This is a genomic window from Streptomyces sp. BE20 (assembly GCF_036322525.1).
Classification (GTDB): domain Bacteria; phylum Actinomycetota; class Actinomycetes; order Streptomycetales; family Streptomycetaceae; genus Kitasatospora.
Window position 1 is genome coordinate 63,435 of record NZ_JAQYWW010000832.1, and the last position, 11,095, is coordinate 74,529.

An 11,095-nucleotide genomic window follows, 5' to 3' on the forward strand; every position below is an offset into this window, starting at 1 on the left:
CACCGCACCGACCGAACGCCCGAACAGAGATGAGTTCCATCGTGAGTTTCCGCATGCCTGCCGAGTGGACCGAGCACGAGCGCTGCCTGATGGCCTGGCCGACCCGCGCCGACCTCTGGGGCGACACCTTCGAGGAGGCCAAGCGCGAGTACGCCGACGTCGCCCGGGCGATCGCCGGGTTCGAGCCGGTGACCATGGTCGCCCGCCCCGGCCAGGGCGAGGAGGCGCGGATTCTGTGCGGTGACGGCGTCGAGGTGGTGGAACTGCCCATCGACGACTCCTGGTTCCGCGACTCCGGCCCGATCTTCGTGCTCGGCCCCGAGGGCGAGCGCGCCGGCGTGGACTTCCGCTTCAACGCCTGGGGCGACAAGCACCACCCGTACGACACGGACGACCGGATCGCCGGCGTGCTGCTGGAGCGCCTCGGCGTCGAGCGCATCGACTCCCGGATGATCCTGGAGGGCGGCGCCGTCACCGTGGACGGCGAGGGCACCCTGATCACCACCGAGCAGTGCCTCCTCCACCCCAACCGCAACCCGGGCATGAGCAGGGCGGAGATCGAGGAGGAGTTGAAGGCCAGGCTCGGCGTCACCACGGTGATCTGGCTGCCGTGGGGCGGGCTGCTGGACACCGAGACCGACGGCCACGTGGACGGCGTGTGCGCCTTCGTGGCCCCCGGCAAGGTGGTGGTCCAGCTCCCGAGCGACCCGGAGCACCCCGACTACGCCCGGATGCGCGAGAACCGCGCCGTCCTGGAGGCCGCCGTCGACGCCCGGGGCCGCCGGCTGGAGATCCTCGACCTGCCGCAGGCCGCCTTCGTCGAGGTCGACGGCAAGCGGACCGAGGTCGGCTACCTCAACTTCTACGTCGCCAACGGCGGCGTCGTCGTGCCGGTCGCGGGGGTGCCCGAGCAGGACGAGGGCGCGCTCGCGGTGATCGCGGCGGCGCTGCCCGGCCGCAAGGTCGTCGGCATCCGCTCCCGGGTGATCGCCTACGGCGGCGGCGGGGTCCACTGCATCACCCAGCAGGTGCCGGTGGCCCGCCCCACCGCCTGAGTCCCCACCGCCCGACGCCTGACGCCTCACGCCCGCCGCCCACCGTCCGACGTCCACTCGCCGGGTGCCCCACCGCCCGGTGCCCGGCGCCGGACCTTCCGCCGTCGGACCGCCCGGCCGGTCCCGCGACCCACCCGCGGGCCCGGCCGGGCCGCCCCCCTCCCTCGCCCCGTCACGCACGGAAGAGAGCCACCCTCATGCCAGAGCCCCAGGACGGGTCCCGCACCCGTAGATCCCCCCGCCGCCGGCAGGCCCCCGCGGCGGCCGCCCTGGCCGCCGCGACCTTCGCCGCGTTCGCCTCCGGCTGCGCCGGCCCGCCGAAGGACGGGGGCACCGACGGCGAGTCGTACCGGCTGTCCGCCGGCACCCCGGCCGCCGTCGGCGAGCTGGACTCGTTCACCTGGGCCGTCTACGCCGAGCCGCCCACCCTCGACTACGTCTCGGCCTTCGACTACCCGCAGAACACCGTCCTGTCCAACGTCTGCGAGAGCCTCATGCGGTGGACCCCGCAGCTGACCCTCGCGCCGGGGCTGGCCGAGAAGGCGTCCAACCCCGACCCCACCACCTGGGTCTACGACCTGCGGCCCGGCGTGCGCTTCCACGACGGCCGCGTGATGACCGCCGAGGACGTGGTGTACAGCCTCGGCCGCCAGACGAACCCCGACAACGCGGCCGCCTGGGCACAGCAGTTCCAGAACGTCAGCTCCGTCACCGGGACCGGCCCGCTCCAGGTCACCGTCAAACTCACCCAGCCGGACTCGCAGTTCAACCAGTACATGGCCACCGCCGCCGGCGTCGTCGCCTCGAAGGCCGGGATCGAGGCGGCCGGCCGGGACTACGGCACCAGCGGCGGCCTCGCCTGCACCGGGCCGTTCGAGCTCGGCGACTGGAACAAGGGCCAGTCGGTCGAGCTCAGGCGCTTCGACGGCTACTGGGGGCAGAAGGCCAAGTCGGCCAAGGCGGTCTTCCGCTTCCTCACCGACCCCTCGGCGCGGGTCAACGCGATGCTGAGCGGCGAGGCCGACGGCGGCTACCTGATCCCCACCGAGAGCTACGGGCGGCTGCGGGGCAGCGGCTCGGGCACGCTCTACTTCGGCGAGGGCCTGAGCACGGTCAACGTCAACGTCACCACCATGCAGGGCGTGCTCGGCGACCTCCGGGTCCGGCAGGCGCTGTCGCTCGCCCTCGACCGGACGGGTTTCGTCCGCACCGGCCTGGGCGGGGCCGGGCACGTCACCGGCTCGCTGACCAGCCGCGCCGCCTGGGCGGGCGCGCCGGAGGAGGTGCGCAGGGAGGCCTTCGAAGGACTCACCCCGACCGCGCCGGACATCGAGCGGGCCAAGGCGCTGATCAAGGAGGCCGGCGCCACCGGGAAGACCCTGACCGTCGCCACCAGCCCGATCGGTCAGGACGTGTCGGTCCTGGCCACCGCCGTCCAGTCCGCCGGTGCGAAGATCGGCCTCGACGTGCGGCTGAAGACGATCGCGCCCAACGCGTTCACCGCGCTGTTCACCGACCCGCAGGCGCGCGAGGGCGTCGACCTGTTCCCGGAGACGTACTACGACTCCATCACCGACCCGCTCGACCTGCTGGCCAACTTCCGGACCGGCGCCTTCCAGAACTTCGCCTCCTTCAGCGACCCCGCCTACGACGACCTGGTCAAGAAGGCCGTCAACGCCTCCGACCCCGCCGAGCGGTTCGCCATCACCGCGCACCTCCAGCAGATCGCCTCCGACCAGCTGCTCTGGATCCCGGTCGCCGAGTGGCCGACCGCGGTCTTCCTCAACAAGCGGATCACCGGCGCCCCGACCACCATCGCGTACATGTACTACCCGTGGGCCGCCGACGTGGGGGCGGCCCGGTGAGCTTCCTCAGATTCGCCGCCCGCCGGCTGGCCGAGATGGCCGCCACCCTGGTCGGCGCCTCGTTCGTGATCTTCGGCGCGATGTACCTCGCGCCGGGCAGCCCGGCGAGCTTCCTGCTCGCGGGCCGCTCGGCCTCCCCGGAGGCGCTGCGGGCGATCAACGCCCAGTACCACCTGGACGAACCCTTCCTCCTGCAGTACCTGCGGTGGGCCGGTCAGGTCCTGCACGGCGACTTCGGCCGCTCGATCACCTACCGGACCGACGTCTCCCGGCTCCTCGCCGACCGCCTCCCCGCGACCCTGCTGCTGGTGGCGATGGCCCTCGTCCTCGTCGTCGCGCTCGGCCTGCTGCTCGGCTGGATCGGCGCAGTCCGCGGCGGCGCCGCCGACTCCACCATCCTGGTCACCACCACCGTCGCCGTCGGCACCCCCGCCTTCGTCGCCGCCGTCCTGCTGCAGGGCCTGTTCGCGGTGCAGCTGGGCTGGTTCCCCACCGGGGGGACCGGCGACGGCCTCGGCCAGATGCTGTGGCACCTCGCCCTGCCCGCCCTCGCCCTCGCGCTCTACCTGATCGGCATGCTCGCCCGGGTCACCCGCGCCGCGATGCTGGACGTCCTCGGCCACGAGCACGTCACCGTCGCCCGCAGCCGGGGTGTCTCCGAACACCGGGTCGTCCGCCGGCACGTCTTCCGCAACGCCCTGGGCACGCTCCTGACCACCGGTGGGCTCGTCGTCTCCACGCTGCTGGTCTGCACCGTCCTGGTGGAGACCGCGTTCAGCGTCGGCGGCATCGGTCAGCTCCTCGAACTGTCCACCACCACCAAGGACTTCCCCACCGTGCAGGCCATCTCGCTGATCATGGTCGGGCTGTTCATGGCGGTGAACCTGATCGTCGACCTGCTCCACCCGCTGGTCGACCCCCGGGTCACCCTCGGCGCGCGGGAGGCCGCCCGATGACCGCCGTCCTGACGCGCCGGTCCGGTCTCGGCCGGATCCGGACCGCCCGCGCGCCGCTGCACCGGATCTGCCTCGGCTTCGTCGCCCTGGTCGTCCTGGCCGCGGTCCTCGCCCCGTGGCTCGCCCCCGACGACCCGAACGCCGTCGACCTCGGTGACGCGCTCGCGGGACCCTCCGCCGAGCACCTGCTCGGCGTCGACGCCGCCGGCCGGGACACCCTCGCCCGTCTGGTCACCCGGCGCCCGCACCTCCCTGCTCGGACCGCTCGGCGTGGTCGCCTTCTCGACCCTGGCCGGCGTCGCCGTCGGCGTCACCGCGGCCTGGCGGGGCGGCTGGCTGGACTCCGTCCTCTCCCGCAGCACCGAACTGGTCTTCGCCTTCCCTGGCATGCTGCTGGCCATCCTGATCGTCTCCGTGTACGGCGAGGGCCTGCTCGCCCCCGTCGTCGCCCTCGCGATCGCCTACCTGCCCTACGTCAGCCGTCTCACCCGCTCCCTCGTCCTCGCCGAACGCGCCCGCCCCTACGTCGAGGTCTACCAGGTCCAGGGCCATTCCGGCCTGCAGATCTGCCTGCGCCACGTCGTCCCCGGCATCGCGCCGGTCGTCCTGGCGCAGGCCACCATCAACTTCGGCTACGCCCTGATCGACCTGGCCGGGCTCTCCTTCCTCGGGCTCGGCGTCCCCGCGCTGACCCCCGACTGGGGCCGGATGGTCTTCGACGGCCAGTCTGCCGTCCAGCACGGCTACCCGCTGTCGGCGGTCCTGCCCTGCGCCGCGATCGTGCTGACCGTCGTCGCCTTCAACGTCGTCGGCGAACGCTGGGCCGACCAGGTCGCCAGGAGGGACCGATGACCGTCCTCGACATCCGGGCCTACCGCCTGCGCCTGCCGAACACCGCCCGGCCCGTGCTCGCCGGCGTCGACCTCACCGTCGGCGCCCGCGAGACGGTCGCCCTGGTGGGGGAGTCCGGCTCGGGGAAGAGCCTGACCTCCCGCAGCGTGCTCGGCCTGCTCCCCGCCGGATCCGCCACCGAGGGCACCGTCCGGGTCGGCGGCGACGACGTCCTCACCATGACGCCCGAGCAGTTGCGCCGGCTGCGCACCGGCACCGCCGCGATGATCTTCCAGGACCCCCGGGCCGCCATCAACCCGCTGCGCCGCCTCGGGGACTTCCTCACCGAGAGCGTGCGTCTCAACGGCGGCCTGTCCGCCGAGGCCGCGACCGCGCGGGCCACCGAGATGCTGGACGCCGTCGGCCTCCCCGCGTCGGTCCTTGGCCGGTACCCGGGCCAGGTGTCCGGCGGCATGCTCCAACGGGTGATGATCGCGGCCGCACTGATGGGCGATCCGGCGCTGATCCTCGCCGACGAGCCCACCACGGCCCTGGACGTCACCTCCCAGGCCGAGGTGGTCGCCCTCCTGGGAGACCTCCAGGAACGCTTCGGCACCGGCCTGCTCTTCGTCACCCACGACCTGGGCCTCGCCGCCGCCATCGGTGACCGCGTCTACGTGATGTACGCCGGGCGGATCGTCGAGACCGGTCCCGCCGAGGCCCTGTTCGCACGGCCGCGCCACCCCTACACGGCCGCGCTGCTCGCCTCGACGCCGCGCCTGGACGGTCCCCGGGGCCGGCTCGCCGCGATCGAGGGCCGACCGCCCGGCCTGCGCGACGAGCCGGTCGGCTGCCCCTTCGCGCCGCGCTGCCCGCTCGCGACCTTCGAGTGCACCCGGCAGGCGCCCGAACTGCTGCCGGTCGACGGCGAGCCGGGCCGCCGCACCGCCTGCCACCACAGCGACCGGACGGGGGAGGCGACCGCCGATGCGTAGCCCGGACCTCGGGGCCGCGACCCGTTCGAAGGGAGAGCCGCCGATGCGGAGGACCGTGCTGGAGGTGGTCGGGCTGCACCGCGCCTACGGAGGCGTCCGGGCCGTCGACAACGTCTCCCTCACCCTCGCCGAGGGCAGGTCGCTGGGCATTGTCGGCGAGTCCGGCTCCGGCAAGACCACCACCGCCCGGATCGTCGTGGGACTGGAACGGGCGGACACCGGCCGGGTGCTGGTCCACCGCCGGGACCGCACCGAGCGGCGGCGCGGCCGGGTCCACCGGCTCGCACGGGCCCGCGAGGTGCAGATGGTCTTCCAGGACCCGTACCTGTCCCTGGACCCGCGCACCACCGTCGGCGCCGTGCTGCGCGAGACCCTCCGGCTGCACTTCCCCGACGCCGACCACCCCCGCCGGATCGCCGAGCTCCTGGAGCAGGTCGGCCTCGGGGAGCGGGAGGCGGGCGCACTGCCCCGGCAGCTCTCCGGCGGCCAGCGCCAGCGGGTCGCGATCGCCCGGGCACTGGCGGTGGAGCCGGCGGTCCTCGTCCTCGACGAGGCGGTGGCGGCCCTCGACGTGTCCGTGCAGGCGCAGATCCTCAACCTGCTCGCCGACATCCGGGAGGCGACCGGCATCGGCTACCTGTTCATCACCCACGACCTCGGGGTCGTCCGGTGCGTCACCGACGACGTCATCGTGATGCGGCACGGGCGGGTCGTCGAGTCCGGTCCGACCGCCGAGGTCCTCGCCAGGCCGAGTCACCCCTACACCAGGCTGCTGCTGGACTCCGTGCCCGGGCCCGGCTGGGACCCGCGGTCCATCGCCGCCGCACGCCGCGCGCTGTCGGACAGCCCGTAGCGGCGGCTCCCGTACCCGGGTCCGGACCGTCGGCGCCCCACGGCGGCGGTCCGGGCCCGCTCCGGTCCTGATCCGTGCGGCTTCACCCTGCGCCGATTCGCCCGATCGGCGGCGCGCGGGCTCACCGGAACGTCCCTCGGTCACCTCTACTGTCGGAAATCGCCCGATTCGGGTGCATGCGGATGAACGAGGGGACCTGCTGTGAGTGAACCTTCCCTGTCCCGCCGGTCGGTGCTCCGCTCGGGGGCGGCCGTCGCCGCGCTCGCGCTGCTGGAGGGCTGCGGCTCCGACGCGGAGCCGGCCGGCGGGACGCAGCCGTCCTCGCCGGGCGCGTCCGCGAGCCCGGCCTCCGGACCCTCCACGGCGGCCCCGGCCTCGTACGCCATGCCGGCCGAGTGGCGCCCCCACACCAGGACGTTCATGGCCTGGCCGGCCCTCGAAGAGGTGTGGGGCGACCAACTGCCCGACGTCCGCGAGGACATCGCGCACGTCGCGCAGGCCGTCGCCCGCTTCGAGCCGGTGGTGCTGATGGCTCGCCCGGACCAGAGCGCCGCGGCCCGGCAGCTGTGCGGCTCCGGCGTGGAGGTCATCGACCTGCCGGTGGACGACCTGTGGGCCCGCGACACCGGCCCGACCTTCGTCACCGGCCCGGCGGGACTCGCGGGCGTCGACCTCAACTTCAACGGCTGGGGCGGCAAGCAGACCCACAGCGAGGACGGCCAGGTCGCCCGCAGGCTGCTCGACCGCTACGAGATCCGCCGCATCCAGGCGCCGATCACCGGTGAGGGCGGCGGGATCGAGGTCGACGGCGAGGGCACCCTGATGGCCACCGAGAGCTCCTGGGTCAACGAGAACCGCAACCCCGGGAAGAGCCGCGACGGGATCGAGGCCGCCTTCAAGGAACTGTTCGGCGTCCGGAAGGTCATCTGGTTCGCCGGGGTGGCCGGCCAGGACATCACCGACTGCCACATCGACGCCCTGGCCCGGTTCGCCGAGCCCGGCGTGGTGCTGATCCACCGCCCCGGGCCGGACAGTCCGCCGGACATCTGGTCCCGGGCCTCCGATCAGGCGCTGGAGGTGCTCCGCGGGGCCACCGACGCCATGGGCCGCCCGCTGCGGATCGTGGACCTCACCGAGCCCGACCTCAGCGGAGTCCCGGACCCGGGGAAGGACTTCCTGGCCACCTACCTCAACTACTACGTGGTCAACGGGGCCGTGATCATGCCCCGGTTCGGGGACAGGGCGTCCGACGACCGCGCGGCGGGAATCCTGGCCGACCTCCACCCCGGGCGCGAGGTCGTCCAGGTGAGCATCGACGCCATCGCCGCCGGCGGCGGGGGCATCCACTGCTCCACCCAGCAACAGCCCGAGGCGACGGGCGGCTCCGCCGCCCCGGCGAGCCCGTGACCGTGTGACCTCGTGATCCCGAGGGTGTCGGCGGCCGTCAGCGTTCAGCCGCTCCCGTCGCTCCGGCCGCGAGCCCGAGGACGAGTGCCCGCATCACCGGCGCGGGGTCGCGGCGGGCCTGGTCGGCGAGGGCGGCGCCGTCGAGACCGACGGCGCGGGCACCCCGATGGCCACCCGGAGCAGCATCCTGGTCTCCGACCGGAACCCGGGCATGACGGACCCGGCTACTACCGGATCCGGCAGAGCGACCCGGCGTTCGTCGGCTCCTACGCCGACTACTACGTCTGCAACGGCGCGGTGATCGCCGCCCGGTTCGGGGACTCCCGGGCCGACGCGGCGGCGAAGACGATGCTGCAGTCGTTCTTCCCGGGCCGCGTCGTCGAGCCGCTGAACATCGACGACCTCGGTCTCGGTGGCGGCGGCGTCCACTGCGTCACCCAGCAGCAGCCGGTTCCGTAGGGCGGGACCGGCGGGGCCCGCCGGGCAGGCCGCAGGCCCGGGGGAGCGGGGGCTCCTTCCCGGGCCTGCGGCGCACTCCCCGACCGGTGGCTCGACCGGAAGCCCGGTCGGGCCCTGTCGGGCCCGGCCCGGTCAGGCCGCCGAGTACCAGACCTGGGCCGCGGTGCCGTTGCAGGTCCACAGGTTCAGCGGGACGCCCTGCACGGCGGTCGACTGCGGGTCGTCCAGGCACTTGCCGGACACGGGGTTCAGCAGGTAGCCGGTGGGCGACAGCAGCCACTGCTGCGTGGCCGATCCCGAACACGGCGCCAGCTGGACCGGGCTGCCGGCGGTGCCGGCGCTGCCCGCGTCCAGGCACGCCCCGGTGGAGACGCGCAGGGTGCCGTCCTTGACCAGCTGCCAGTTCTGCGGCGGGGTGGTGCCGGCGCTGCACGTGTGGAGACTGACCGAGCCGGCGTTCTCGACCCCGCCGCTCAGGCAGTAGGAGGTCGCCTTGTTGGTGAAGGCGGTCCACAGCGGCTGCCCGCTGTAGGGGTGGCGCCAGTCCTGTCCGCTCGCACCGCAGGTCCAGAGGATCAGCTGGGTGCCGTTGGTGGTCGAGGCGGCGGGGTCGGCCAGGCAGAGACCGGACTGCGGGTTCTGCAGGCCCTTGGCGTTCTGCCTCCACACCTGGGCGCCGGTGCCGTTGCAGGGGTAGAGCTGGACCGGAGTCCCGTTGACGGTTCCGCCGCCGGTGACGTCGAGGCACTTGCCGAGGGCCCTGACGGTGCCGTCGTTGCCGACCGTCCAGGTCTGGTTCGGCGTCGTGGCGCAGTCCCAGATGTCGGCGGGCATGCTGAAGGTCTCGGGGCCCGCCGAGTTGTTCCCGGCGTCGAGGCACTTGCCGGGGAGCCCGGACGTCACGTTGCCCGTCGGGAGGCCGACGGCGGGTTGGTAGGAGAAGGAGTTCGTGGCGAGTCCGGCGCCGCCGTTCCAGATCTCGAAGCCCGCCTGGACGGAGCAGAGCTTCCCGTCGGCGGGCACGTAGCCCCGGACCACGGCGTCGTTGGTGATCGCGCGCAGGTTCAGGGCGTAGACCGAGCCGACCGGGCTGGTCGCCAGGTAGCTGATGACCTGCTTGCCGTTGGCGGCGTTCTGGTACTGGTGGACCTGGTACGTCCGGCCGCCGAGGGCGACCTGCTGGGTGGCGGTGCCCAGCGGGACGGGGCCGCCCTGCCGGTCGAGCCAGATCATCAGCTCGTGCGAGGTCGTCGGACCGCACGCCTCGGCCGCGTCCGCGTACCAGAGGTCGTAGGCCGCGTTGTACTGCCCCGGGACGCCGGTGGTGGTCCGCCAGCCGGTCAGGGTGTCCCCCATCGTGGCCACGGGCGTGGGGAGTTCACCGGGGCGCGGCACGTACTCGATGCGGGTGTACGCGCCCGGGGCCCCGGGCTTGGTGTTGGTGGCGCTGCTGAGGTCGCTGCGGGTGACCGTGAAGTTCGGGCCGCCGTCGCTGGTCATGCAGACCTCGGCCGCGGAGTTCCACTCGTCCGGCATGATCCGGTAACGGCCCCCGCCGACGACCGCCGAACCGAACGGCCCGTTGACCGACGAGCACAGCGACGCCGCCGGGTCCGCCTGTGCCGCCGTGACCAGGCCGCCCTGCAGTCCGCCGACCAGGGCGAGCGTCACGAGGACGGCCCGCGCGCGCCGCCGGAACGGCCGGACGGACGGGAGTCCACCCGTGCGTCCGGCCGCTCCGGCATGGTGATGAAGCCTCAAGTCTGTTCCCCCTGTGAGAGACGGGTGTGTCCCGACGGGATCAGACTGTAGTGCGAACCGTCCGCCGGTCCGCCCGGGCTTCGCACCCTCGGGGGATCCGGGCCCGGTCGGCCGGGGCCGTGGGCCGGAGCTGTGGACCGGGCGGCGGTCAGGCCAGGATCTTGGCCTTCGCCTGCGCGAACTCCTCGTCCGTGATGTGGCCCGCCGCGCGGAGCTCGCTGATCTTGGCCAGCTGATCCGCGGTGGACGGCTGGTCCGAGCCGGCCGCGGTGTCGCGGACGTACGTCCGGAACCGCTCCTCGCTCTGCTGCGCCCGGCTCAGCTCGCGCTCGCCCATGCCCCGCCCGCGGGCGATGAGGTAGACGAAGACGCCGAGGAAGGGCAGCAGCACGACGAACACGGCCCAGCCGGCCTTGGCCCAGCCGCTCAGCGAGTCGTCGCGGAAGAGGTCGGCGATGATCCGGAACAGGAGCATGAACCAGAGGATCCACAGGAAGAACCAGAGCATGGTCCAGAAAATGTTGAGCAGCGGGTAGTCGGCCGCCAGGTTCGCCGCGAAGTGCATGGCGCTGATCTCCCGTCCCGGAACGGCCAGGGCCGGCCCGAAGGATGAGTGGGTTCATCCTCATGCTGCGCGTGGTGTGGGTTTTGCGCATCCGTGGGGGTGTGGGGGGGATGCACGACGCCGCTGTACCTGACCGGTGGTGTGGTCGGTGCAGCGGCGTTGTCGTGGGCCGGGTGGGTGGGTTGCCCGGTGGGTGGGGTGTGTGGGGGGGTGTTACTTGGTGAGGCCGGCCTTGACGGAGCAGACGGGCCAGGCGCCGGGGCCCTGGGCGGCGAGGACCTTTTCGCCGATGGCGATCTGCTGGGCCTTGGTGGCCTGGTGGGCCTGGGGGGCGTAGGTGGTGCCGCC

Annotated in this window: 12 protein-coding genes and 1 pseudogene; 10 read left to right on the forward strand and 3 right to left on the reverse strand. The window is 73.4% G+C overall.

The window, feature by feature from the left end:
* Positions 1–41: 41 nt before the first annotated feature.
* From PUR61_RS17820 to PUR61_RS17865, 10 genes and pseudogenes are all read left to right on the forward strand, one after another.
* Entirely contained in the window at positions 42–1,055 is a 1,014-nt protein-coding gene (locus PUR61_RS17820) for an agmatine deiminase family protein (RefSeq protein ID WP_329879863.1), read from the forward strand.
* 197 nt (positions 1,056–1,252) lie between these two features.
* Positions 1,253–2,920 carry an ABC transporter substrate-binding protein gene (locus tag PUR61_RS17825; RefSeq protein WP_329879865.1) on the forward strand — a complete coding sequence of 556 codons (1,668 nt, stop codon included), beginning with the start codon at positions 1,253–1,255 and terminating at the stop codon, positions 2,918–2,920.
* Entirely contained in the window at positions 2,917–3,876 is a 960-nt protein-coding gene (locus PUR61_RS17830; RefSeq protein ID WP_329879867.1) for an ABC transporter permease, read from the forward strand. The genes PUR61_RS17825 and PUR61_RS17830 overlap by 4 nt, the downstream gene beginning before the upstream one ends.
* Positions 3,873–3,992 (forward strand): annotated as a pseudogene (locus tag PUR61_RS17835) (ABC transporter permease); the annotation flags it as partial. The gene PUR61_RS17830 and the pseudogene PUR61_RS17835, both read left to right, overlap by 4 nt.
* A gap of 37 nt (positions 3,993–4,029) precedes the next feature.
* The gene (locus tag PUR61_RS17840) at positions 4,030–4,728 is read left to right on the forward strand and encodes an ABC transporter permease (protein ID WP_329879869.1); all 699 of its coding nucleotides are present in this window, start codon (positions 4,030–4,032) and stop codon (positions 4,726–4,728) included.
* Complete coding sequence (locus PUR61_RS17845) at positions 4,725–5,702, forward strand: ABC transporter ATP-binding protein (protein ID WP_329879881.1); 978 nt, start codon at positions 4,725–4,727, stop codon at positions 5,700–5,702. Before PUR61_RS17840 ends, PUR61_RS17845 begins: the two co-directional genes overlap by 4 nt.
* Before the next feature lie 43 nt (positions 5,703–5,745).
* The gene (locus PUR61_RS17850) at positions 5,746–6,555 is read left to right on the forward strand and encodes an ABC transporter ATP-binding protein (RefSeq protein WP_329879870.1); all 810 of its coding nucleotides are present in this window, start codon (positions 5,746–5,748) and stop codon (positions 6,553–6,555) included.
* Positions 6,556–6,756: 201 nt separating this feature from the next.
* A complete protein-coding gene (locus PUR61_RS17855) occupies positions 6,757–7,962 on the forward strand; it encodes an agmatine deiminase family protein (RefSeq protein WP_329879872.1) in 1,206 nt (401 codons plus the stop codon).
* A 118-nt stretch (positions 7,963–8,080) separates the two neighbouring features.
* Entirely contained in the window at positions 8,081–8,263 is a 183-nt protein-coding gene (locus PUR61_RS17860) for an agmatine deiminase family protein (protein WP_329879882.1), read from the forward strand.
* Positions 8,260–8,421, forward strand: coding sequence for an agmatine deiminase family protein (locus tag PUR61_RS17865; RefSeq protein WP_329879883.1), 162 nt, complete (start codon positions 8,260–8,262; stop codon positions 8,419–8,421). Before PUR61_RS17860 ends, PUR61_RS17865 begins: the two co-directional genes overlap by 4 nt.
* A 132-nt stretch (positions 8,422–8,553) precedes the next feature.
* On the opposite strand, the gene PUR61_RS17870 is transcribed toward PUR61_RS17865, so the two are convergent.
* The 3 genes from PUR61_RS17870 to PUR61_RS45390 form a co-directional block, all read right to left on the reverse strand.
* Positions 8,554–10,182: a ricin-type beta-trefoil lectin domain protein gene (locus PUR61_RS17870; protein ID WP_329879874.1), complete on the reverse strand. Its 1,629-nt coding sequence runs from the start codon at positions 10,180–10,182 to the stop codon at positions 8,554–8,556.
* Between the two features lie 148 nt (positions 10,183–10,330).
* On the reverse strand, positions 10,331–10,747 hold the full coding sequence (locus PUR61_RS17875; protein WP_329879876.1) for an SHOCT domain-containing protein: 417 nt from the start codon (positions 10,745–10,747) through the stop codon (positions 10,331–10,333).
* Between the two features lie 213 nt (positions 10,748–10,960).
* Positions 10,961–11,044, reverse strand: a complete 84-nt coding sequence (locus tag PUR61_RS45390) for a hypothetical protein (RefSeq protein ID WP_443035189.1) — start codon at positions 11,042–11,044, stop codon at positions 10,961–10,963.
* Between the last annotated feature and the right edge of the window lie 51 nt (positions 11,045–11,095).